The organism is Janthinobacterium sp. SUN026 (genome assembly GCF_030397625.1).
Taxonomy (GTDB): domain Bacteria; phylum Pseudomonadota; class Gammaproteobacteria; order Burkholderiales; family Burkholderiaceae_D; genus Janthinobacterium; species Janthinobacterium kumbetense.
Genome location: NZ_JAPQNU010000007.1, coordinates 30,638 through 54,576, shown reverse-complemented (window position 1 = coordinate 54,576; position 23,939 = coordinate 30,638). Strand labels below are relative to the sequence as shown.

21 protein-coding genes are annotated in these 23,939 nt (G+C 62.0%); 10 read left to right on the top strand and 11 right to left on the bottom strand.

The features are described from left to right. Positions 1–97: 97 nt before the first annotated feature. The gene (locus tag OX459_RS24850) at positions 98–988 is read right to left on the bottom strand and encodes a LysR family transcriptional regulator (protein WP_289906945.1); all 891 of its coding nucleotides are present in this window, start codon (positions 986–988) and stop codon (positions 98–100) included. A gap of 124 nt (positions 989–1,112) precedes the next feature. Between OX459_RS24850 and OX459_RS24845 the strand changes: the two genes are divergently transcribed. Both OX459_RS24845 and OX459_RS24840 read left to right on the top strand, forming a co-directional pair. Then, entirely contained in the window at positions 1,113–2,294 is a 1,182-nt protein-coding gene (locus OX459_RS24845; RefSeq protein WP_289906944.1) for a serine hydrolase domain-containing protein, read from the top strand. Beyond that, a complete protein-coding gene (locus tag OX459_RS24840; RefSeq protein WP_289906943.1) occupies positions 2,291–3,481 on the top strand; it encodes an MFS transporter in 1,191 nt (396 codons plus the stop codon). The genes OX459_RS24845 and OX459_RS24840 overlap by 4 nt, the downstream gene beginning before the upstream one ends. Here the strand turns inward: OX459_RS24840 and OX459_RS24835 are convergent. The 3 genes from OX459_RS24835 to OX459_RS24825 form a co-directional block, all read right to left on the bottom strand. After that, positions 3,446–3,991: a DinB family protein gene (locus OX459_RS24835; protein WP_289900498.1), complete on the bottom strand. Its 546-nt coding sequence runs from the start codon at positions 3,989–3,991 to the stop codon at positions 3,446–3,448. The genes OX459_RS24840 and OX459_RS24835 overlap by 36 nt on opposite strands. A gap of 31 nt (positions 3,992–4,022) precedes the next feature. Beyond that, on the bottom strand, positions 4,023–4,622 hold the full coding sequence (locus tag OX459_RS24830; protein ID WP_077398149.1) for a MarC family protein: 600 nt from the start codon (positions 4,620–4,622) through the stop codon (positions 4,023–4,025). A gap of 116 nt (positions 4,623–4,738) precedes the next feature. Then, entirely contained in the window at positions 4,739–5,527 is a 789-nt protein-coding gene (locus tag OX459_RS24825) for a helix-turn-helix transcriptional regulator (RefSeq protein ID WP_289906942.1), read from the bottom strand. A gap of 101 nt (positions 5,528–5,628) precedes the next feature. Here OX459_RS24825 and OX459_RS24820 point away from each other — a divergent pair, with 101 nt between their 5' ends. From OX459_RS24820 to OX459_RS24810, 3 genes are all read left to right on the top strand, one after another. Beyond that, positions 5,629–6,543, top strand: a complete 915-nt coding sequence (locus OX459_RS24820; protein WP_289906941.1) for a DMT family transporter — start codon at positions 5,629–5,631, stop codon at positions 6,541–6,543. Positions 6,544–6,584: 41 nt separating this feature from the next. Beyond that, the gene (locus OX459_RS24815; RefSeq protein WP_289906940.1) at positions 6,585–8,201 is read left to right on the top strand and encodes a hypothetical protein; all 1,617 of its coding nucleotides are present in this window, start codon (positions 6,585–6,587) and stop codon (positions 8,199–8,201) included. Between the two features lie 350 nt (positions 8,202–8,551). Then, complete coding sequence (locus OX459_RS24810; RefSeq protein ID WP_289906939.1) at positions 8,552–10,285, top strand: methyl-accepting chemotaxis protein; 1,734 nt, start codon at positions 8,552–8,554, stop codon at positions 10,283–10,285. Positions 10,286–10,298: 13 nt separating this feature from the next. On the opposite strand, the gene OX459_RS24805 is transcribed toward OX459_RS24810, so the two are convergent. Both OX459_RS24805 and OX459_RS24800 read right to left on the bottom strand, forming a co-directional pair. Then, positions 10,299–11,450 (bottom strand): AI-2E family transporter, encoded by a 1,152-nt coding sequence (locus OX459_RS24805; protein ID WP_289906938.1) that lies wholly within the window; start codon positions 11,448–11,450, stop codon positions 10,299–10,301. Positions 11,451–11,621: 171 nt separating this feature from the next. After that, the gene (locus tag OX459_RS24800; protein ID WP_289906937.1) at positions 11,622–12,632 is read right to left on the bottom strand and encodes a hypothetical protein; all 1,011 of its coding nucleotides are present in this window, start codon (positions 12,630–12,632) and stop codon (positions 11,622–11,624) included. Positions 12,633–12,756: 124 nt separating this feature from the next. Here OX459_RS24800 and OX459_RS24795 point away from each other — a divergent pair, with 124 nt between their 5' ends. Further along, positions 12,757–13,125: a hypothetical protein gene (locus OX459_RS24795; protein WP_289906936.1), complete on the top strand. Its 369-nt coding sequence runs from the start codon at positions 12,757–12,759 to the stop codon at positions 13,123–13,125. Here OX459_RS24795 and OX459_RS24790 read toward each other — a convergent pair. The 5 genes from OX459_RS24790 to dnaA all read right to left on the bottom strand — a co-directional run bounded on the left by OX459_RS24790 (position 13,104) and on the right by dnaA (position 20,654). After that, positions 13,104–14,165 (bottom strand): GGDEF domain-containing protein, encoded by a 1,062-nt coding sequence (locus OX459_RS24790; protein ID WP_289906935.1) that lies wholly within the window; start codon positions 14,163–14,165, stop codon positions 13,104–13,106. The two genes, OX459_RS24795 and OX459_RS24790, sit on opposite strands and share 22 nt — an antisense overlap. A gap of 201 nt (positions 14,166–14,366) precedes the next feature. Beyond that, positions 14,367–15,287 carry a bifunctional helix-turn-helix transcriptional regulator/GNAT family N-acetyltransferase gene (locus tag OX459_RS24785; protein WP_289906934.1) on the bottom strand — a complete coding sequence of 307 codons (921 nt, stop codon included), beginning with the start codon at positions 15,285–15,287 and terminating at the stop codon, positions 14,367–14,369. 144 nt (positions 15,288–15,431) lie between these two features. After that, a complete protein-coding gene (gene gyrB, locus OX459_RS24780; protein ID WP_099666165.1) occupies positions 15,432–17,930 on the bottom strand; it encodes a DNA topoisomerase (ATP-hydrolyzing) subunit B in 2,499 nt (832 codons plus the stop codon). An 81-nt stretch (positions 17,931–18,011) separates the two neighbouring features. Beyond that, positions 18,012–19,118, bottom strand: coding sequence for a DNA polymerase III subunit beta (gene dnaN, locus OX459_RS24775; protein ID WP_034754341.1), 1,107 nt, complete (start codon positions 19,116–19,118; stop codon positions 18,012–18,014). 141 nt (positions 19,119–19,259) lie between these two features. Next, entirely contained in the window at positions 19,260–20,654 is a 1,395-nt protein-coding gene (dnaA, locus tag OX459_RS24770) for a chromosomal replication initiator protein DnaA (RefSeq protein ID WP_034781304.1), read from the bottom strand. Positions 20,655–21,167: 513 nt separating this feature from the next. Here dnaA and rpmH point away from each other — a divergent pair. The 4 genes from rpmH to yidC are packed head-to-tail and all read left to right on the top strand — an operon-like array spanning position 21,168 to position 23,762. Beyond that, a complete protein-coding gene (rpmH, locus tag OX459_RS24765) occupies positions 21,168–21,302 on the top strand; it encodes a 50S ribosomal protein L34 (protein WP_010401996.1) in 135 nt (44 codons plus the stop codon). A 23-nt stretch (positions 21,303–21,325) separates the two neighbouring features. Next, complete coding sequence (rnpA, locus tag OX459_RS24760; RefSeq protein WP_099380766.1) at positions 21,326–21,763, top strand: ribonuclease P protein component; 438 nt, start codon at positions 21,326–21,328, stop codon at positions 21,761–21,763. Further along, entirely contained in the window at positions 21,760–22,020 is a 261-nt protein-coding gene (gene yidD, locus OX459_RS24755) for a membrane protein insertion efficiency factor YidD (protein ID WP_010401993.1), read from the top strand. The genes rnpA and yidD overlap by 4 nt, the downstream gene beginning before the upstream one ends. A gap of 11 nt (positions 22,021–22,031) precedes the next feature. Next, positions 22,032–23,762 (top strand): membrane protein insertase YidC, encoded by a 1,731-nt coding sequence (gene yidC / locus OX459_RS24750; RefSeq protein ID WP_077408891.1) that lies wholly within the window; start codon positions 22,032–22,034, stop codon positions 23,760–23,762. Positions 23,763–23,939 lie beyond the last annotated feature (177 nt).

Genomic DNA, 23,939 nt, shown 5'->3' with positions numbered 1-23,939 from the left:
ACAAAAACTTGTATCAAGTCCCCGAAAAGTTTAAAAATTGGTAGCAAATTAAATAAGTTGTCGTGTGGAAACAACGAGCACGGCGCCGGACGCGGACTCAGCTTTCCGGAAACACGTGCGTGGCCAGGAAGTCGATGAAGGCGCGCAGTTTCGGCGTCAGGTGGCGGCTGCTGGGCCACAGGATGCGAAAGGCCCCGTCGTGCCGGTGGTGCGCGTCCAGCACCGGCTGCAAGCGGCCGCTAGCGAGCGCCGCGCGCACGGCAAAGTCGGGCAGGGCGGCGATGCCCAGGCCGCTTTCGGCAAAGTGCAGCAGGGTCTCGACATTGTTGCAGTTGAGCAGGGCCGGCAAGCCCGCCGCGTGCAAGGCGGGCCATTCGGCCAAAGGCCAGGCCTCGACCTTGCCGCTGCTGGGAAACTTGTACAGCAAACAAGTGTGCTGCGCCAGGTCGGCGGGCAGCTCCGGCGTGCCGTGCTGCGCCAGATAGGCGGGCGCGGCCACCAGCTGCAGCTGGAACTGGCCCAGCTGGCGGCTCATCAAGCGGCTGTCGGCGCTTTCGCCCGCGCGCACGACGGCGTCGTAGCCTTCCTCGATGACATCGACCCGGCGGTCGCTGAAATCGAGGTCGAGTTCCACCAGCGGATAGGCGCGCGCAAAGGCCGCCAGCACGGGATTGAGCAGGCTGCCCACTTGCGGCAGGCTGACGCGCAGCCGGCCTCGGGGTGAGCTCTTGCTGTTCGACAACTCCAGCTCGGCCGCCTCGATCTCGCCCAGGATGCGCCGGCAGCGTTCGAGGAACACGGTGCCTTCGCTCGTCAGCGCGATGCTGCGCGTGCTGCGCTGAAACAGGCGCACGTCCAGGCGCTGTTCCAGCCGCGCGATGCTCTTGCCCACGGCCGAGGCGGAAATGCCGAGCACCCGGCCCGCCGCCACGAAACTGCGCGTTTCGGCCGCCTGCACGAAGGCCGTGAATCCCGCCAGGTTATCCATGTCGTGTCCGTTCCATCACCGTTGATTGCGGATGCCAGCGTCCGCACAGACAGAAACTATAGCCTGTTTTTCTTTGATCACGCCTGGCTTACCTTGGCAGCCTGATCATTTGAAAGGCTCAGCCATGATGTACAACTTCTCTCCCGCGGCCCTGTCCGGCCGCATCGATGCCTTGCTGGACCTTGTTTTGCAGCAGCAGCGTTTGGCGGGCGCCGTGGTGCTCGTGCGCCACCGTGGCCAGGACGTGTATCGCCGCGCGGCCGGCCACCTGGACCGCGAGGCGGGCACGCCCATGCGTGAGGATGCCGTCTTTCGCCTGGCGTCCGTCAGCAAACCCATCGTCTCGACTGCCGCGCTGGCGCTGGTGGGGCAGCAGCGCCTGGGGCTGGACGACCTGGTGGCGCGCTGGCTGCCGTATTTTGCGCCGCGCCAGCCGGACGGCGCCGTGGCGGCGATGACCGTGCGCCACTTGCTCACGCACACGGCCGGCCTCGACTATGGCTTCTTCCAGCCGCCGGGCGGCGCGTATGCACAGGCGGGGGTGTCGGACGGCATGGATGCGTCCCGCATGACCCTGGCAGACAACCTGCGCCGCCTGGCCACCGTGCCGCTCGCGTATGCGCCGGGCGAGCGCTGGGGGTATTCGATCGCCACCGACGTGCTGGGCGCCGTGATCGAAGCGGTGACGGGCTTGCCGCTGGCGCGCGCCGTGGAATACCTGGTGACGGCGCCGCTGGCCATGTGCGACACGGGTTTCCTGGCGATGGACCCGGCGCGCCTGGCCGTCGCCTATGCGGACCGCGCAGCGGGGGAATCCCGGCCGCGCCGTTTGCTGGACGCGGGGGAAGACCATCTGCCGTTTCTCGATGGCATGGCAGGTTTTACCTTGTCGCCGGCCCGCGCCCGCGATGCGCACGCCTACCCGTCCGGCGGCGCCGGCATGGTCGGTTCCGCCCCCGACTTCATGTGCCTGCTGGAAACCTTGCGGCTGGGCGGCGCGCCGCTGTTGCCGCCGGCGCTGGCGCGCCAGATGGGCGAAAGCCAGACGGGTGATTTCGACTTGCCGTTCTGGCCCGGCCGCGGCTTCGGCCTGGGTTTTACCGTGCTGACGGACCCGCAACTGGCCGCTACGCCCGAGTCGGCTGGCAGCTGGCGCATGGGCGGCACGTATGGCCATTCGTGGTTTGTTGACCCTGCGCAAGAATTGTCCGTGGTGGCGTTCACGAATACGGCATTGGAGGGCATGGCGGGGCCGTTCGTGACGGAGCTGTGCCAGGCAGTGTATGGCGTGGAGCAGGGGCAATGACCCGCCCGCATCCCGTGGTCTTCCTCGCGCTGGGCTTGTTCGGCGTGTATTGCATCGAGTTTGGCGTGGTGGGTATCTTGCCGATGATCATGCAGCGCTATGCCGTGACGGCCGCGCAGGCGGGCTCGCTGGTGAGCCTGTTCGCCCTGGTGATCGCCGTGGGCGGTCCCTTCCTCGTGCTGCTGGCCACGCGCTGGCGCCGCAAGCGCGTGCTGATCGTTTCCCTGCTCGTGTTCGCGCTGGCCAGCGTGGCGTCCGCCTATGCGCCCCGCTTCGAACTGCTGCTGGCGCTGCGCATCGTGCCGGCCCTGTTCCATCCCGTGTATTTCTCGCTGGCCATGGTGGCGACTGCCGCCCTGTATTCGCCACGCGAGGCGGCGCGGGCCGGAGCGCATGCGTTCACGGGCACCAGCATGGGCATGGTGCTGGGGATTCCGCTCACCACCTGGATTGCTGCGCAGTATGGCGATGAGGCATCGTTTCTTGCCTGCGCCCTCGTCAACGCGCTGGCCGCGCTGGGGCTGTTCCTGTTCTTGCCGGACACGCCGCGCGAGGCGCCGATGGCGTATGGCCGCCAGCTGGCCGTGCTGCGCAAACCCGCCTTGTGGCTCGCGATTGCCGCCGCCGTGCTGGTGTTTGCCGCCATGTTTGCCGTGTATGCGTATGCGGCCGCTTACCTGCAGCAGGTGGCGGGCTTGTCGGTGCGCCAGACGGGGCTGGCGCTGGTGGTGTTTGGCGTGGGCGGCGTGGCGGGCAATCTGTTCGCGGGGCGCCAGCTGGGCACGCATGTGCTGCGCACGGTCGTGCTGCAGCCACTGCTGCTGGGGCTGGCGTACTGGCTGCTGTACCGCCATGCGGGAACTGGTCCCGGCTGGGCGGTGCTGGCCGTCTTGCTGCTGTTCTGGGGCGCGGCGCACACGAGCGGACTGATCGTCACGCAAGTGTGGCTCAGCAGCGAAGCGCGCGAGGCACCCGCGTTCGCCATCGGCGTGTATATCGCCGCCATCAACCTGGGCGTGACGGTGGGCGCGCTGGCGGGCGGCGTGGCCATCGCCCGCTACGGCATGCAGGGGGCGCTGGCGTGTGGCGGGCTGTTCGGTGCGCTGGCGCTGGGCTTGATCTTGCTCAAGGCGTGGCGCTACCGCCCATCGTCAGTCTTGAATATGGTTGGGGATGCGAAACAGTAGATCCGTGTCGCCGATGTCCACGCCCGCCTGCGACAGCAGGGTGCTGGCCTGGCCCCGGTGATGGGTCTGGTGATTGAAGAAATGCATGAGCAGGCTGAAAAATTCGCGCCGGTTCGGCCCCTTGCTGTTGCGGTAATCGAGCAGGTGGTCCAGGTCTTCTTCGCGGATGGAGGCGGCCCAGTCGACGATGAGCCGGTCCAGCCATTGCCGGTGCGCGTGCATGGCGGCAAAATCCTCGGCCGCGAACAGCGGGTGCGTGAGCGACGCGGGCGGCGTGATGGCACGGATGGGGTCGAGCAGGGGGAAGCCGGCCGGGTGCTTCGCATAGCGCTGCAGCCACAGGGTGTCGCCCACCATCACGTGGTTCAGGGTGGCCAGCAGGGAGCCGAAGAAGGCGCCCCGTTCGCGTTGCAGCTCTTCGGGCGGCAGGCTGGCCGCCGCCGCGTAGACCTTGGCATTCATCCACTGGTTGTAATCGGCCATCAGGCAAAGGTGGGCGCAACGGCTCATGCTGGACTCCTTCAGTGGATGAATGACTATGTTAAACGGATTTCAGGAACGCCCGTATGCCAGCGAGCAACATTTCAATGGCCATCGCCGTCAGGATCAAGCCCATCAGGCGCTCGAATGCCGTCATGACCCTTGGACCGAGCGCCCGCTGCAAGCGTTCCGCGCACAGGAAGACGGCCAGCCAGACGGCGGCCACGGCTGTCAAGCCCGCCACGTGGGCGATGACGTCGTTCATTTCATGCGAGGAAAACAGCAAGACGGTCGCCAGGGCCGACGGGCCGGCCAGCGCGGGGATGGCCAGCGGCACGATGAACGGTTCGCCGCCCATCTCGTGGTCGCTATTGCCGGCGTTGGGCTGTGGAAACACCATGCGCATGGCGATCAGGAACAGGATCACGCCGCCGCCGATGCGCAGCGCGACTTCCGACAATTGCAAGGCGTTCAGGAAATGGCGGCCGAAGAACATAAACAGCAGCAAGATGCCGAAGGCGATCATGCACTCGCGCACCACGACTTTCCAGCGCCGCTCGACCGGCACACGCTTGAGGGCATTGACGAACAGGGAAACGTTGCCGAACGGGTCGGTGACGAGCAAGAGCAGGATAAAAGTCTGGAAGAAATTCTGTGTCATGGTGGTGTGATTGAGGTCAACACCGCTGCCAGGATGGGCGCGGTGCGATAAGGCTTGCGATGATAACAAGAGCGGCGGCTATCGCCCATGATTATTGATGCATAGCAGCATTTTTTTTACGCAGCGATGACTTTTGCCTGGTAAAACGCGGTGGGCGTGGTGCCGAAATGCTTCCTGAACATGGCGGTGAACGCACTTTGGCTCGTGTAGCCATTGTCCATGGCCACGTCGATGACCTTGCTGCCGTGCGCCAATTGTTCCAGCGCCCGCAGCAAGCGCGCCTGCTGGCGCCACTGGCCAAAGCGCATGCCCGTCTGTTTCTGGAACAAGCGGTGCAGGCTGCGCTCGGTGATCGCCAATTCCTGCGCCCAGTGCGCCACCGTCTGCTGTTCGCCCGGCTGCGCCATCAGCCGCGCGCAAATGCCGCGCAGGCGCGCATCGATGGGCAGCGGCAGGTACAGGGGCAGCACGGGCAGGCTGTCAAGCTCGTGCAACAGCAATTGCAGCAGATGCCAGTCGCGGCTGCCTTCCGCGAAATCGGGCGCGATGTCGACGGCCGCCACGATCAGTTGCCGCAGCAGGGGGCTGATGTCGAGCACACAACTGTGGCGCGGCAGCAATGGCGAGCTGGCGCAATCGATGAAGACGGTGCGCATTTTCACGGCGCCGCTCATGCGCACCTGGTGCGCGATGCCGGGCTGCAGCCACACGCCGCGCGTGGGCGGCACCACCCAGCGCCCGCCCTGCGCTTCGATGGTCATCACGCCTTCGATGGCGTACAGCAATTGCGCATGCGTGTGGCGGTGCACGGAAATCACGTGGCCATGCGCATAGTCGACGGCCAGCGCCATGGCGCGCGCCGTGACTGGCAGCAATTCCTGAAAGGCGGCGGAGGAACAATCCATGAAAGAGGGTCAGTTTTGCGATAGATAGAGACATCTTAGCGCGAGAAGGCGCCGCGCGCCTGCGGCATGATGGTTCCCCGCAACTATTCCTGGAGTGACACATGCCTGTGCGCGCCTATCTGTACCCGTTCCTGGCCATGCTGCTGTGGGCCGGCAACGTCGTCGTCTCGAAGCTGGCCGCGTCCAGCATCGCCCCCACGGCCATCACGTTTTACCGCCTGGTGCTGGTCTTGCTGGTGATGACGCCGTTTATCGCCCGTCCCCTGTGGCGCAACCGCGCCGCCCTGCGCCGCCAGTGGTGGCAGCTGGCCCTGTGCGGCCTGATGTCGATGGCCCTGTTCCAGAGCCTGTCCTACCGCGCCGCCGAATCGACGACGGCGACGAATATGGCCATCGTCACGGCGCTGGCGCCCCTGATGACGGCCCTGCTCAGCGTGCTGCTGCTGGGCGAACGCCTGACGCTGGGCATGGCGGCCGGCGGCGTGCTGTCGTTTGGCGGCTTGCTGTACCTGGTGGGGCGCGGCGACGTGCTGGCCTTGCTGCAGCAGGGCGTGCATGCGGGCGATGCACTGATGCTGCTGGCTTGCTTGATCTTTGCTTTGTACGGCGTGCTGCTGCGCCGCTGGCGTTTATCGATTCCCGCCTGGCAAGCCATTTATTGCCAGGCGCTGGCGGCGCTGGCCTGCATGCTGCCGCTGTTCCTGCTGTTGCCGCCCGGCAGCGCCAGGCTGGACGCCACCACCTTGCCGCTGATCGGCTATGCGGGCATCGGTTCGTCCATCGTGCTGTCCTACCTGTGGATCGAAGGCGTAAAACTGCTGGGGCCGAACCGCTGCAGCATTTACGTCAACCTGCTGCCTTTGCTGACGGCCTTGCTGGCCATTGTCTGGTTGCACGAAAGCATGCATGTGTACCACCTGGTCGGCGGCGGGATTTCGCTGCTGGGCGTGCTGCTGGCGCAGACGGTGCAGCGGCCCCTGTGGCGCCAGCGTCCTCGCGTGTCCGGTCTTGCCTGAATGGCCATGCATAATGGCGGTTTTTCGGCAGTGGAGTTGACATGCGGCAAACATTTTGGATGAGCACGATGGCGGCGCTGCTGGCGCTGGGAAATGCGGCGCCGGCGCAGGCGGCGCGTTTCTATGAAGGCGTCCCCATGGCCACCGCCAAGGTTGTCGAGCGCCGCGATGGCGGCGTGGTGCTGGCTTTCCTGCGGGAAAACGGCGAAGTCAACGGCTACTATTGCCAGTGCAAGGGCATCAGCGACAAGCGCATGAACCTGGACAAGTATGGCAAGGCCAGCATCGCGGCCGTGTTCCAGGTCGACCTCGACAGCGAAGGCGAAACGACGTTCGTGCTCAGCCGCAGCGCTGGCAGCGGCGCGGCGTATGGTTTGCATGCTTACCGCTACGAATCCAGCGGCGGCAAGATGCTCAAGGTCGCCGCCCTGCAGCCCACCCTGGACGCCCTCGTGCGCGGCGTCAAGGTCATGGATGAAGCGCGGGTGCGCGCCGCGCTGGGCCGTTTGCAGCTGATCGACTACAGCATCGATTACGCGCCCACGGGCGTGGCCGAATTCGACGCCATCGAGCATGGCCATGGCACCCTGGTCGGCTATTTCAATATCGATGGCGAGTTATTGCCCGGCAAGCCGGCCGATAAGCCCGCGTTTGCCTATAAAAAGACTTTCCAGGAGAAAGACGGTCATTTCCTCACGGTCACCTATCTGCTGGGCAAGGGCTGGCAAGGGGGGCGCGCGCCCAGTTATCACGCCAAGTGGATCACCTGGGAAACGCAACCGCAGCATTTTGCCGCCAGCCAGGATGGCGTATTTATCGAATATGACGTGAATTGCTGCGTGGGCAGCGTGTTTGCCCGCGGCCAGTATGCGCACGGCAAGCGTACCGGCGTATGGCACTACGAAGAGCCGAACACCATCCGCTCGTCTGGCGCCTTTGTCGACGACAAAGCGGAAGGACCATGGACGTATGAAAGCGGCGATGAAACGACGACGGGACAGATGCTCAAGGGCCAGCGCACGGGCCGTTGGGAAGTGAGTCCTGGCGTAGCCGAATGGCGCGAAGCGGACATGCACAGCTTCACCGGTTACGACCATTTCGTGAAAGATCGCCTGGACGGCCCCAGCGAGCGCCGCATCGATGGTGTGGTGCAATGGCAGGGCAACTATGTGAACGGCAAGAAGCAGGGCCAGTGGGTGGAACCTGGCGGTGGCGGCCGTTATGTCGACGACGTCAAGCAGGGGCCGTGGAAGAAGGCGACGCCGGACGGCGGCTGGCAAGTGCTGACCATGCTCGATGGCAAACCGGAAGGCAAGCTGGAACAATACGGGGCCGATGGCCAGCTGGAACTGGTCGAACATTACCGCCTGGGCAAGCTGGAAGGGCCGATGGAGAGTTTTTATCCGGATGGCAAGCGGCGCTACCAGGGGGCGTTTGTCGACGGCGAGCGCGATGGCGCGGAAACCCTGTTTTATCCCGATGGCGAATTGCCGCAATTTCACCGCAACTGGCAGCAGGGCGTGTTGCATGGCGTCAACATCGAGAATTTCCAGAACGGAAAACCGAAGCAGATCGGCGCCTACGACATGGGCAGGAAAACGGGCCGCTTCCAGTATTTCCGCGACGATGGCCAGCTGATCGAAGAAACCATGTATTAACTTGCTGACTAGCATAAATGGCATTCCGCCGCGACCGCGCACGACAGCGGAATGCCAGTTCTGCGCAAAAAACATCATCCACTTGTTACAAATCGTGAAAATCCATGCTGGATGTTGCTACTGGTAATCTTTCCCTGTATCTTGCAGTCAGGAAATTAAAAGTACGGGAAACCTCAACCTCGTTGCCCTGTATTGCACTCCTGACGATATGCGCGGGCCGCCTTCCCCCCTGCTGCCGCACACGCCGTATCGACCTGTCCTGAACAATTCACGTGACCCGCCCATCTGGCGTTTGCCGCTATCTCGTCCGGCATACGCAGGCATGGTTGCGCCCTTACCAAGGAAACTGCATGTTGTCGAACATAACAATAAAAATGCGCCTGATCGCCACCATGAGTGTGCTGGGCTTGCTGATCGCCGTACTGGGCGTCATGAGTATCATCAGCCTGAAATCGGCCAACAACAGCCTCAACGAGGTCTACAGCAATCAGCTGGCATCGACGCAAGCGATCGGCGAATCGCAAATTGCCCTGGGCCGCGCCCGTTTCACGATGGACCGCGTGATGGTGCACCCGGATGCGCCGGATGCCAAGGAGACCCTGGCCCGCGCCGAACAATTCCTGGAAGCGTCCAACAAGGCCTGGAAGGTGTACCTGGGCTTGCCGCAAAGCGCGGATGAAAAGCGCCTGTCTGACGATATGGACAAGAAGCGCAGCGACTACATGAACAATGGCGTGCTGGCCATGAGCAAGGCTTTGCGTGAGGGTAACATCGAGCAAGCCGACGGCATGATGATGAAGGGGCTGACGCCGCTGTATCGTACCCTGGACCAGGCTGCCGAAACATTGACCCAATACCAAGCCACTTCGGCCGCCGCGATGTATGCGGAAAGCCAGTCCAGCTACCACACGCAGGTGACCATGGCCATCGGCGGCATGATCGTCGGCGCCTTGCTGACCATCATTTCCAGCATCCTGCTGCTGCGCGCCATCTTTGGCCCGCTGGACCAGGCCCTGCGCCATTTCGGCGCCATTTCCGACGGTAACCTGGCCAACGACATCGTCATCACGCGCCACGACGAGATGGGCGCTTTGCTGACGGGCTTGCAGAAAATGCAGGAACGCCTGTCGAGCACCGTGCGCGGCGTGCGCGACGGCAGCGGCGCCATCGCCACGGCCAGCAATGAAATCGCTTCGGGCAACCTGGATTTGTCGAGCCGCACGGAACAGCAAGCGTCGAGCCTGGAAGAAACGGCATCCTCGCTGGAAGAGCTGACTTCGACCGTCAAGCAGAATTCCGACAATGCGCGCCAGGCGAACCAGCTGGCCGTCTCTGCATCGGACGTGGCCGTCAAGGGTGGCGCACTGGTGGCGCAAGTGGTCGATACCATGGGCACCATCAGCGAATCGTCGAAAAAGATCGCCGACATCATCGGCGTGATCGATGGCATCGCCTTCCAGACGAATATCCTGGCCTTGAACGCGGCCGTGGAAGCGGCCCGTGCCGGCGAGCAAGGCCGTGGCTTTGCCGTCGTCGCCACGGAAGTACGCAACCTGGCGCACCGCTCGGCCAGCGCCGCCAAGGATATTAAAGTGCTTATCGAAGCGTCGGTGCAGAACGTGGGCGCCGGCAGCGCGCTCGTCAGCCAGACGGGCACGACGATGGATGAAATCGTTTCCAGCATCCGCCGCGTGACGGACATCATGGGCGAGATCAGCGCCGCCGGCCGCGAGCAGGAACTGGGCATTGGCCAGATCAATCAAGCTGTGGCGGAAATGGATACCGTGACGCAACAGAATGCGGCGCTGGTGGAAGAAGCGGCGGCCGCCTCGGAATCGATGCAGGAGCAGGCGGCGGCGCTGGCCGAAATGGTCAGCATTTTCAAGCTCGACGCCAACCATAGCGGTCCGGCAGCGGCCAAGCCTGCCTTGCGCAAGCCTGCCGTAGCCGCCGCCAGCACGGCCTTGAAACGCCCGGCGCTGCGCCTGGCGCCGGCCGGTGCCGCTGCTGCCCCTGCCGCCGCCGCCAAACCGCGTCCGGCCAAGCCTGCCGCAGACAACAGCGGCGAGTGGGAAGAGTTCTAAGTTACTGCTTGCGTTACTGCGCTTCCAGGGCAACTTTGCTGCCCTGTTCCTGCAAGCGCGCCGCCTCGGCCAGGGCCTGGGCGCGCGCTTCCTCTGCCGCCTGTTCCGCTTTCTCCAGTGCATCATGGCGCGCCTGCAAGGCCGCCCGGGCGCGCACGAAGACGATCTTGATGGCCGCCATTACGGGCACGGACAGGAAAATGCCCACCACGCCCCCCAGCTGGTCGCCGGCCAGCAAGCCGACGATCACCATCAGCGGGCTCACTTCCACGCCTTCGCTCATCAAGTATGGGTTGACCACGTAATCCTGGAACAAGCGGTAGGCGGCGATAAAGCCGATCAGCCAGAACACGTGCTCGAAACCGCTGAAACCGGCCACGACCACGGCGATGACGGCGGCCGCCAGCGGGCCGGCAAACGGGATGAATTCCAGCAAGGCGGCCGCACCGGCCAGCAGCAGGCTGTACGGCACGCCCATCAGGGAAAAGGCGATGCTGTAGGACACAAAAGTGGCGATCGACAGCAGCAGCAGGGCGCGCACATAGCGCGACAGCAAGATGTCGAGGTCGTCGATGATGGCACCCCACAGTTTCTTGTTGGGACGGTTCAGCAGGGACAGCAAGCCGTCGCGCATGTCCGGGCCTTCCTTGATCAGCAAAAAGCTCAGCACGGGCACCAGCACCAGATAGATCAGGTTGCTGGCCGCATGCATGACGGTCAAGCCCAGTTCCTTCGCCAGCGGCATGGCTTGTCCCGTACCGCTGCTCAGCTGCGTCTGCATGAACGACAGCAGGCGCGCGCGCAACGGTTCCATGAATTCCGGCAAAGGAATCCGCTCGGCAAAATTATTGCCCTTGAGCAGGGTCGGCAATTGCGCGCTGAGTTTGCTGGCTTCTTCCTCGATGCGGGCGCCGAAGATGGAGCCCAGTATTGCCACCAGCAAGATCACCACGAGGAAGACGATGCCGATGGAAGCCGTGCGCGGCAAGCGCTTCGGGCCATGGCGCTCCAGCAGGCCGATCAGCGGATACACGAGGTAGCTGAAGAAAATGGCAAAGACCACGACGATCAGGGTCGACGAGACCTTGTAGGTAAGAAAGAGCAGGAAGGCGATGAGGAAAGCCGTCCACACCATCTTGGCAACGCGCAAGTTAAAACCGAACATATGAATTCCTTAGGGCAGGATGCGACGCAAGCGTGACTGGCTTGAAGGGCAGGGTGGGCAAGGCAGGGATCGGGCCGCGCCGCACGGCCGGAAATCATACCGCAAAATGCCAAAATGCCATGCTCTTGTGCGTAATGGCAATGCTTTTCCCTGTCTGGACTCCCCTCAGGCCTATTTTTCCCGCCAGCTGGCGACGGTGATGAAGACGCCGTCGTCCTTGTCGGGTTCGCGCAGTGTCACCGTATAGCGGCCGCTCGCATCGCTGCCCGTGAACACGACCTTGTCGTCATGGCCCTTCACTTGCGCGCCCTTGGCCAGCGTGGCGTAGGTGTTGAGCACCCAGTGGAAATCGGCATAGCTGCGCAGGGTGATGCTGGCGTCGGGCATGGGCTCGTCGCCAGCCTCGGTTGCGTCCGTTTGTGTGCGCATGGGCAAACCGGCCAGGCCCGCCGGCGCGATGAGCTTGCCGCCGCTGGAACTGCTGTTGAGTTCCGCATTCGGCAGCAGCAGGTGCAGCAAGCTGGCGGGAAAGCCGGGCGGCACGTCGCGCGCTTCCCAGCCGGGCTGGCCGGGGCGGGTGGTGATGTATTCCACCGCAGCAATGCTTTGCCGCCGTTCCGGCGCGGCCTGTGCCAGCATGGCCGGTAGTTGCCGCGCCCACACGAGCAGCGGCGCGGCCATCTCGTCCTCTGCGCCCGGCGGCAGGAACACCGTCAGCACGGCGTGCGTGGACGGCAGGCAGGCGGGGGCGACGTCGCCTGTGGCGGTCCGGCAATGGCCGTTGACGAGGCCCAGGGCCAGCAGCTTGCGTTGCGGGTCGAACAGCATGGCTGCGCGCCATGCACCGTGCGTGCTGGCATCGATGGAGGCCAGCACGGAGCGTCCGTCGGGCAACATGGTGCGCGTGATGTCGTCGAGCGACTGCATGCTGTCGAGCACCTGGCGCGCGATCAGGGTGTTGCCCTGCGTATAGCTGCCGCGCGCGTAGCCCAGCAGTTTCAAGACGTCGGCGCGGATTTCGGGATGCGCGCTCAGGCGCAACGGCGGCGACGGCACGGGCACGGTGGCGGCCACGAAGGCGGCATCCTCGGCAGGAATGGCTTGTGCCATGCTGGCAAGCGGCAGGCACAGGGCGGCGCACAGCGACAGCATGCGGACAGTGTTTTTTGCTGGAATGTTCAATGGCAATCCTTGTCGGGACGCCATGCCGGAGGGCTTGCCGGCATGCGCGGGCCGCGATCTTAGCATTTCAGGAATGAATCTCTTTCTGCTAAGCTTGGCTATTGAATCACTGTCCCCCGTTGTCATGGCCCAGATCACTATTTCCTGCAGTATTCCCGTCGACGATGCGGCAGTGACCGAGTTCCTGCACAAGCATCTGGGGCGCTCGCGCCTCGGCTCGGCCAAATTGTTGCACATGGGCGAGAAGGGCTGTTTCTATACTTGCTCCTTGTATACGGACGAGCACGCCAAGGTGAGCCGTTTGATCCGCCGCATGCTGGCTTTCTTCGAGAGCAAGGATATCCCCTTGACCATCCTCAAGATCGGTGGCCAGGATAGCTGGTATGAGGTGGATCCCGAGCGGCGCGATCCCTGGAAGATTCCGCCGCAAGCCTTGCTGGCGCTGCTCGATGCGGCGCCGGACGGTGGCGTTCAGGCGGCGTTGAGCACGTAGCGGTTCTTGCCGCTTTTCTTGGCCTGGTACAAGGATTCATCGGCGCGCCGGTAGCTGTGCGACAAGTCGGCTTCCTTGATCAGTTCCGCCATGCCGATGCTGACGGACACCTTGCGTTCCGGCACGAAAGCAGCCTCGACGCTGTCGACCAGCTGCGCGGCAAAGGCGCAGGCGGCATTCTTTTCGCCCAGGTAAATGACGGCAAACTCCTCGCCGCCCAGGCGGCCGCACAGGTGCTCGCCCGACAGTTCACCGATCACCTCGGCGATCTTTTTCAACACTTCGTCACCCACGTCATGCCCGTACACGTCGTTGATCTGCTTGAAGTCGTCGATGTCGATCATTAAAAAATACGCGGGCGTATGCGCCGTGCGCTGCAAGGTGCGGGCGCTTTGCGTGAACATGCGCCGGTTGTTGAGCCCGGTCAAGCCATCCTTGTAGGCCATCGTCGCCAGTTCGCGCTGGGCGCGGTAGTTGTTGATGCGCAAGACGAGAAAATAGATATTCAACGCCAGGCCGATGATCACGCTGATGGTGACGGCCAGCACGGGCCAATGCTGGTCGGCCTGGCCCGCATGCACGGGAAATTGCCCCAGCCCCAGGATGGCCCACACGCACAGCGATACGCCCAGGTAATACGCGATGCCGCTGAAGATGGGCGCCGTCGTCAGGGTGATCATCACGCCCAGCGGCAATACCCAGAAAGCGGGGTCTTCCGTGCCCAGCATCAGCACGCGAAAGCTGAAACCGATGAACAGCACGCTGATGGTGCCGCTGGCGATGATGGCTTGCAAGGACTTCGCATACACGGTCAGCAGCAGCCCGACCAGCATGCCCGTCAAGCCCAGCGCCGCCTGCGCATGATCGAGCGAAGCGCGCGGCAAGGTCAGGCTGAACGTGACCAGCCAGCAAGCCAGGCCAAACGTCAGGATGGCTATCGAAATGAAATGCAGTTCCTTGAAAAAGCGCTGCTGCTGCTCCCGTTCTCCTGAAAAGAACAGGTAATAGAAGGCAGGAGACAGGCTGCGCGAAGTGAACATTGCATTTGTCCAGGCAGACAACACGCCTTGCGGCAGGGACGCCTCCCGGCAACGGCAGGCGGCATGGCGCGCGCACAAAATTAGTTGCGCTCAGGAACTAGTGTACTGGTTTCTTGGGGGGAGTGGGGAGAGTGGCGAGGAAAACGGCTGACACTGTCCTGCCGCCGCCACAGTGGCATATGGCGGCGGCAGCGCGGGTCGTCACAGGTCGCGCGCCAGCACCTGGCCGATCAAGTCCTTGCCAAAGCTGTGATGCGCCTCTTCCTCGACCAGCTGGAAGCCGGCCTTGTCGTAGATGCGGCGCGCATCGGTGAGGATGCTGTTAGTCCACAACACCATTTTCGTATAGCCGACTTGGCGGCTGAAGCGCAGGCACTCGTCGACCAGGCGGCTGCCGATGCCCAGGCCGCGCGCGCAGGGATCGACATACAGCAGGCGCAGCTTGGCCGTCGTGTCGTCCTGGCGCACGATGAAGACCGAACCGATCACCTTGCCGTCTTTCTCGGCGATCCAGCAGCGCTCACGGGCCGGGTCGAACTCCCGCACGAACTTGGCGAGGATGTCGGCAACGAGCGCCTCGTATTCATTGTTCCAGCCATATTCCTGCGCATACAGCACGGCTTGTCGGTGGATGATCCAGCCCATGTCGCCCGGCTGCGGATTGCGCAGGAGATAGCTGGGCGATGGTTCCCCCAGCAAACCCTGGATTTGCTCCATGGCAGCGACCAGCTCCTGCTGCGCCGTCGGCGGCAAACGTTCCAGCATGGCGGCCACTTCGCGCCGCGAGGCGTCGACCAGGGGGGCAAGGGTGCGCTGTCCCTGCTCGGTCAGCTGCAATCGGGCCGCGCGCGCATCCGTGGGCGAGCGCGTCTTGGCGATCAGCCCCTGCTTTTCGAACCCGGCAATGACCCGGCTCAGATAGCCCGCATTCAAGCCCAGCTCGCGGCACAGGTCCGCGCTGGTCAGCTGCTCACGATGCGCCAATTCATACAGAATGCGCACTTCCGTCAGAGAAAATGCGCTGTCCAGCAAGTGCTCATGTAGCACGCCAATCTGGCGCGTATAGAAACGGTTGAAACGACGCACGATCTCCGTGCGTTCGCCGAGTTGATCCGCTTGCATGTGACACCTCCATTTACTTGCTTATGGCAGATTATTGCTTGCTTAAAGCAAGTATGTCAATAGGGCGGCAGGATTCTGGCAGGCATAAAAAAAGCGGCCCTGAAGAGGGCCGCCTTGGCAGTCACGCAAACCAGGGAAGCTGGCTTACACGTCGATATTGCCTGCGCGCAACGCGTTGTTTTCGATGAAGGCGCGGCGCGGTTCCACGTCGTCGCCCATCAGGGTGGTGAAGATTTGATCCGCCGCAATGGCGTCTTCGATCTGCACTTTCAACAAGCGGCGCACGGTCGGGTCCATCGTCGTTTCCCACAGTTGATCCGGGTTCATTTCGCCCAGACCTTTGTAGCGCTGTTTCGAGACGGTGCGTTCGGCTTCGTCGCGCAGCCATTGCATGGCCTGGTGGAAGTCGACCACGGCGATTTCCTTGATGCGCTCGCCTTCGCCGCGGCGGACAAACGCGCCTTCGCCGATCAGGCCTTCGAAGGTGGCGGCGCCGCTGCTCAGCACGGCGTAGTCCGGGCCTTGCACGAAGTCGGCGTCGATGGCCGTCACTTTGACGTTGCCGTGGTACATGCGCTCGATGTGCAGCTTGTGTTTTTCCGACAAGTCGTCGGAACGCACATGCACGCGCACGGCGCTGTCGTTGATGGCCGTCTGCAGGGCCAGGGCGGAGGTTTCCGCCAGGTCCAGGGTCGACAGGTCCAGCTGCACGCCCGTCATGATGGCCGTCAGGGCGGCGCGGTCGATGACGCGCGTCAAACGCGTCATGATGGTGTTCGACAGGTTGAACTTGCGCACCAGTTCGGTCAGCGTTTCGCCGGAAATGCCTTCCGCGCCTTCGCGCGGCACCAGCACGGCCGTGTTCAGCGCCACGGTCATCATGTAGCTCGCTTCCTCGGCGTCATCTTTCAGATAGCGCTCGTCGCGGCCCGCCTTCACCTTGTACAGCGGCGGTTGCGCGATGTAGATGTGGCCGCGCTCGACCAGTTGCGGCATCTGGCGGTAGAACAGGGTCAGCAGCAGGGTACGGATGTGGGCGCCGTCGACGTCCGCATCGGTCATGATGATGATGCGGTGGTAGCGCAGTTTCTCGACGTTGAATTCGTCCGGCCCGATCGAGGTGCCGAGCGTGGCGATCAGGGTGGTGATCTGCTCCGACGACAGCATTTTTTCGAAACGGGCTTTTTCCACGTTCAAGACTTTGCCGCGCAGCGGCAGAATCGCCTGGAACTTGCGGTCGCGCCCTTGTTTTGCCGAGCCACCTGCCGAGTCACCCTCGACGATGTACAGTTCGCACAGGGCGGGGTCTTTTTCCTGGCAGTCGGCCAGCTTGGCCGACAGGCCCAGGCCATCCATGATGCCTTTGCGGCGCGTCAAGTCGCGGGCCTTGCGGGCCGCTTCGCGGGCGCGCGCCGCTTCGACGATCTTGCCGCAAATGATCTTGGCGTCGTTTGGTTTTTCTTGCAGGTAATCAGCCAGCGTCTTGGCGACGATCTCTTCGACGGGGCCGCGCACTTCCGACGACACCAGCTTGTCTTTCGTCTGCGACGAGAATTTTGGTTCCGGCACTTTCACGGACAGGACGCAGGTCAAGCCTTCGCGCATGTCGTCGCCGTTGATTTCCACTTTCGCCTTTTTGGCGAACTCGTGTTCATCGATGTATTTGTTGATCACGCGCGTCATCGCCGCGCGCAAGCCCGTCAGGTGGGTGCCGCCGTCGCGTTGCGGGATGTTATTTGTGAAGCACAGCACCTGTTCATTGTAGGCATCGTTCCACTGCATCGACACGTCGACCGAGATATTCGTGTTCTGGTCGGACATGCGCTCGCCCGTGGCCTGGAAAATGGTCGGGTGCAAGACCGATTTGGCCTTGTTGATGTATTCGACGAAGCCGCGCGTGCCGCCTTCGAAGGCGAAGACTTCTTCCTTGCCCGTGCGCTGGTCCGACAACTTGATGTTGACGCCATTGTTCAGGAAGGACAGTTCGCGGATACGCTTGGCCAGGATTTCGTAGTGGAATTCCACGTGCGTGAAAATCTCTTCGTCGGCCCAGAAATGCACGTCGGTGCCGCGCTTGTCCGTTTCGCCGATGACCTTGATCGGCGAGGTGGCGATGTCGCCCACCATGACGATCTGGCGGTCTTGCGGCACGCCGCGCACGAATTCCATGTGATGCACTTTGCCGTCGCGGCGGATGGTCAGTTTCAGCAATTTCGACAGACCATTGACGCAGGACACACCCACGCCATGCAAACCGCCCGATACTTTGTACGAGTTCTGGTCGAACTTGCCGCCCGCGTGCAGTTCGGTCATGACGATTTCTGCCGCCGAACGCTTCGGATCGTGCTTGTCGTCCATTTTCAGGCCGGTCGGCACGCCGCGGCCATTGTCGGTGATCGAGATCGAATTGTCGCTGTGGATGGTGACGTGGATTTCCGTGCAGTGGCCGGCCAGCGATTCATCGATCGAGTTGTCCAGCACTTCGAATACCAGATGGTGCAAGCCGGTGCCGTCCGAGGTGTCGCCAATGTACATGCCCGGGCGTTTGCGTACGGCTTCCAGGCCTTCCAGGATCTGGATGGAGGCGGCGCCGTATTCTTCCGTTTTGGCCTGGATCGGGGTGTCTTGTGGATTCTCGGACATGGACTGCTTTCTCAAATAACGATTGCTGATTGCGGGGCCTGACCCTGTCGGATCAGACCCCAGTTTTGCATTGGGTTACGCTTAAATGCGCATCGGCATGACAACGTACTTGAAGTCCGCGTTGTCAGGGATGGAGATCAGGGCGGACGAGTTCGAGTCGCCCAGCGCGATGTTGACGTATTCGCATTTCAGGTTGTTCAGCACGTCCAGCAGATACGTCACGTTGAAGCCGATGTCGACGGAGTCGCCGCCGTAGTCGATTTCCAGCTCTTCGACGGCTTCTTCCTGGTCCGCATTGGTCGAGCTGATCTTCATGCTGCCCGGGGTGATGATGCAGCGCACGCCCTTGAACTTGTCGCTGGTCATGATGGCGGCACGTTGCAGCGAACGCAGCAGTTCATCGCGGCCGATGGTGAAGTCGTTTTTGTAGCCTTTAGGAATCACGCGCGTGTAATCGGGGAACTTGCCTTCCACCAGCTTCGAGATCAGCTCGATGTCGGCAAAGGTCAGTTTCACCTGGTTGGCGGCGATGTCCAGCTGCACCGGCTCATCGTTCTCTTCCAGCAGGCGCTGCAGTTCGATGATGGTCTTGCGCGGAATAATCACTTCCTGGCGCGCAAACGTCTGCTCGGTAGCGACCTGGCAAAACGCCAGGCGGTGGCCGTCGGTGGCCACGGCGATCACATTATTGCCATCCAGAACCAGCAGCAAGCCATTCAGGTAGTAGCGGATGTCTTGCTGCGCCATCGAGAAATGCACCATGTTGAACAGGTGCTTCAAGGTTTTCTGGGGCAGGGTGACGGACGCGTTGTAGCTTTCCGCTTGTTGCACGGTTGGAAACTCTTCCGCCGCCAAGGTTTGCAGGGCGAAGCGCGACTTGCCCGTTTGCACGGTCAGGCGCTTGTTCAGCAGGGTCATCGTGACGTCGCCCGATTCGGGCAGGGCGCGCAGGATGTCCAGCAGCTTGCGCGCGGCCACGGTGGTGCCGGTGACGTCCGCGCCGGAACCGATTTCCGCGTGCGTGGTGATCTGCACTTCGGTGTCGGTCGACAGGAAGGAGACATTTTCACCGTCTTTGCGGATGAGGATATTGGCCAGAATCGGCATAGTGTGCCGACGCTCGACAATACCGCTCACGATCTGCAGTGGCCGGAGAAGGGTATCTCGGGTGGTTTTGACCAATTGCATATTTATCCTCAATGTATAGGTATGAAGTTTAACGTAGTAATTTAACAATCATTGCAAGGGGAGCCCCGGCAGGCCGGCTGCGGCGCTCTCCCAGATAATAAGGGTAAAGCACGTTTTGAGCCAGCCTTGCCCAAGCGGCGCTTAGCCTTTTAACGTTTGTTCCAGCACATGCAATTCATGGTTGCATTCCGGGTTCTTGGTGCGGTCCAGCGCGATCTTGCGCACGGCATGCAGCACCGTGGTGTGGTCGCGGCCGCCGAACAACTCGCCGATTTCCGGCAGGCTCTTCTGTGTCAATTCCTTGGCCAGGTACATGGCGATCTGGCGCGGCCGGGCGATATTCGCGGGGCGGCGCTTCGAATACATGTCGGCAACCTTGATATTGAAGAAGTCGGCCACCGTTTTCTGGATGTTTTCCACGGAAATCTGGCGATTCTGCACCGACAGCAAGTCCTTCAGGGCTTCCTTGACGATATCGATGGTGATATCTTTGCCATGGAAACGCGAATACGCGAGGATCTTGCGCAGCGCGCCTTCCAGCTCGCGTACGTTCGAACGCAAGTGCTTGGCGACAAAGAACGCCACGTCGTCGGAGAAGGTCACGCCTTCCTGTTTGGCTTTTTTCAACAGAATCGCCACGCGCATTTCCAGTTCCGGCGGTTCGATGGCCACCGTCAGGCCCGAGTCGAAGCGCGAGATCAGACGGTCGTCCATGCCCGTGATTTCCTTCGGATACGTATCCGAGGTGATGATGATCTGTTTCTTTGCGGCAATTAATGCCTCGAATGCATAGAAGAACTCTTCCTGCGTGCGGCTCTTGCCGCCAAAGAACTGGATATCATCGATCAGCAGCATGTCGAGCGAGTGATAGTAATGCTTGAAGTCGTCGAAACCCTTGCGCTGGTAAGCGGTCACTACGTCGCGAACGTACTGTTCTGCGTGGATGTAGCGGATCTTCGCGCCCGGATTGTCGGCCATCACCTGGTTGCCGATGGCGTGGATCAAGTGGGTCTTACCCAGGCCGACGCCGCCGTAGAAGAACAGCGGGTTGTACGACACGCCCGGATTGTTCGCCACCTGGATGGCGGCGGCGCGCGCCAGCTGGTTGGCCTTACCCGTCACGAAGCTGTCGAAGGTCAGGTCGGTGTTGATGCGGCTCTGCTCGCGGCGCGGCGCGGCGCCGATGCTCAGTTCCGGCACGCTCGGCTGCGGTTCCGCGGCGCGCGCGCTGGGCGCGCCGCCATTCGGATCGCTGGCCGGGGTGCTGGCGGTGACGGGTTTCTTCGGCAAGGCCAGGCGCGGGTCGAGCACGAACTGCACTTCCGTCGGCGCTTCGAAGTACTGAATGGCCAGGGCAGTGATGCGGCTGGCGAACTGGGTCTTGACCCAATCGAGCTTGAAGCGATTGGGCGCAGCAATGCGCAGCTTGCCCTCTTCGTAATCGAGAGGGATAAGCGGTTTGATCCACGCACTGAATTGTTGCGGTGTCAGCTCCAGTTCCAACTGCGCGGAACAGGCCTGCCAGAAATTATCCATGTATGTCTATGTGAAAAGGTGTGGGAGGGCGTATCGATTCTGCCCTGCGTTCACCGTGTTGCAAGGCCGGCGTCGCGCGAGGGCTCGCCACACGTAACGCGCTATTCTACTCCCGACTGCGAAAGTTATCCACAGGCACGGCTGTTATTTTTGTGTGGCGGGGTGGGGCGCCGTGTGCATAAGAGGCGACTTATCCCCCGGTTATCCCGTCACAGGCAGTGCTGGCGCGGCCTGTGGCGGGGCCTTGCCGGCAGATGGGGGCCGGCGCGCAAATTTCCAGGCGATCACGGCAATCCTTGACAAGAGGGGGGCATATGCTGAATAATTCAGGGTTCCCCGCCCGTATTCCGTGTTTATTCATTTGGAACGACAATATGGACTAAGCGTGGATTAAGCGGGCGATGAGATTGGCCAGCTTGTGCCTTGGCATAAGTGCGCGATTGTCATTGGCACCAAAAACTGACGGGACGTCAGACCCGATTTTGCATTTTTTTTGTTTTTAGCGAGACCAACATGAAACGTACTTACCAACCTTCCGTCGTTCGCCGCAAGCGTACGCACGGCTTCCGCGCTCGTATGGCTACCCGTGGTGGCCGTGATGTGCTCAACGCACGTCGCGCAAAGGGCCGCAAACGTCTGGCCGTCTAGGCTTGTCGTTGACAGCTGATCGCGTGGCTAGCTGTACTCCAGTCGGCAATCAACGCGAAGGTTCACACGACTTCGCGCGCGTTCGGCGTATCGTTAAAACGGATGAATTTTCATCCGTTTTTCGTTTGCGCCCTTCGCAAAAAACAGCGCATTTTGTGCTGTACACCCGACACAATCAATTGCCGCATGCGCGGCTGGGCGTCGTTGTGGCCAAGCGTTTCGCGCCGCGCGCGGCGACCCGCAACACGATCAAGCGCGTCACGCGCGAGCTGTTTCGCAACAGCGCGATGCCGCCGGTCGACTGCGTGGTGCGTTTGTCGCGCGCCGTCAACAGCAAGGATGGTCCGGCCACCACGACGCAGCTCAAAGCCGAGCTGCGCGAGGAATTGAGCCGCCTGTTCGCGGCGCAAATCGCCGCCCAGGCCCGTTCTGTTGCTGCGCCACCACCATCCGCGCCATGAAAACCCTGCTGCTGTTCCTGCTGCGCGCTTATCAGTTGCTGATCAGCCCCATGCTGGGACAGAATTGCCGTTTCTATCCGAGCTGTTCGCATTACGCGATGGAAGCGCTGCGCGTGCACGGTACTGCCAAGGGCAGCCTGCTGGCTGCCAAGCGCCTGTGCCGTTGCCACCCCTGGAATGAAGGGGGCGTCGACCCGGTGCCGCCGGCCGATTGCAAACAATCTTCAACGACCGCTTGCGGTTGCAACCACTCCTGACAAATACCCTAATGGATATCAATAAACGTACCATCCTGTGGATCGTGTTTTCCGTCTCGCTGGTAATTCTCTGGAACGAATGGATGATCTCGAACGGCAAGCCGTCGATGTTCTCCGCGAACACGGAACAAACCGCCAAGGCGCCTGCGACCCCTGCCAAGACGGCTGCCTTGCCAGCCGCGGCAGGCGTGCCTGCCCTGCCGGGTGACGCTGTCGATCCCGCCGCGTTCAAGCGCGAAGTGATTACCATCACCACCGACGTCATCAAGGTCGATATCGACACCCTGGGCGGCCAGGTCAAGCGTCTGGAATTGCTGAAATTCAAGGGCGCGGGTAATCCGGGCTGGTTTGGCGGCTGCTTCGGCCTGTTCAAGGTATGCCAGCCGGATGACGGCAAGCAAAACGAAGTGCTGTTCGACGAAGGCGCGAACCACACTTACCTGGCGCAATCGGGCCTGGTCGGCGGTCCCTTCCCTACCCATGCGAGCGGTTTCACCGTGCAGCCTGGCGTGCGTACCCTGGCCGATGGCAAGCAAATTCAACTGGTGATGGAAGCGGTCGAAGGCGGCGTCAAGCTGACCAAGACGTTTACCTTCAAGCGCGGCGATTACGTCATCGACGTGCGCCATGACGTGTCCAACGTGGGCGCGGCCCCTGTCACGCCGCAGTTGTATCTGCAACTGACGCATGACGGCAACAAGCCGGTCGGCGACTCCTTCTTCAACAGCAGCTTCACGGGCCCGACCCTGTACACGCCGCAAGACAAGTACCAGAAGCTGACGTTCGAGAAAATCGAAAAAGCGGCCTTGGAAGACGAGAAGAAGGGCAACGACAACGCCATGAAGGGCCTGCACCCGGCGACGGCGAATGGCGGCTGGTTTGCGATTTCGCAACACTTCTTCGTGTCCGCTTTCGTTCCACCTGAGAACGCCAAGCGCGACATCTTCACGAAGAAGGTCGGCCCCAACCTGTACGCCATCGGCAACGTGCTGCCCCTGCCTACCCTGGCGCCAGGCGCTTCGGCCAGCATGGACAGCAAGCTGTACTCGGGTCCGCAAATCGCGCACCTGCTGGAAAACGTCTCGCCTGGCCTGGAACTGGTCAAGGATTATGGCTGGCTGACCATCATCGCCAAGCCGATGTTCTGGGTCATGGAACAGATCCACAGCGTGCTGGGCAACTGGGGCTGGACCATCATCGCCTTCACGATCCTGATCAAGCTGCTGTTCTTCCCGCTGTCGGCCGCCGGCTACCGCAGCATGGCGAAGATGAAACTGGTCACGCCGAAGATGCAAGCGATCCGCGAACGCTTCAAGGGCGATCCGCAAAAGATGAACCAGGCCACGATGGAGCTGTACAAGACGGAAAAGATCAATCCGCTGGGCGGCTGCCTGCCGATCCTGATCCAGATGCCCGTCTTTATCGCCCTGTACTGGGTCTTGAACGCGTCCGTGGAAATCCGCGGCGCGCCATGGATCGGCTGGATCACCGACCTGGCCCAGCATGACCCATGGTGCATCCTGCCCGTGCTGTACGCGATCTCGATGTTCATCACGACCAAGCTGAACCCGGCCCCGGCCGATCCGATGCAAGCGAAGATGATGCTGTTCATGCCACTGGCATTCTCGGTGATGTTCTTCTTCTTCCCGTCGGGCTTGGTACTCTACTGGGTCGTCAACAACGTCCTGTCGATCGGCCAGCAATGGGTGATCACCAAGAAATACGCGCCTGCCGTCAAGTAAGTCCGGCCAGCGAACAGAAAGCCCGCCTCGCGCGGGCTTTTTTTTGACATCCTACCCAGTGGGTACGATGTCAAAAAAGTGGGTTTTGCCGGTTTTCCACTGACCCCCTTCATGTGCACCCGGTTTGTCGCTGAACATAGCGCGGCTCCCGCAGCCTTCCCCGAATAATCTACAATA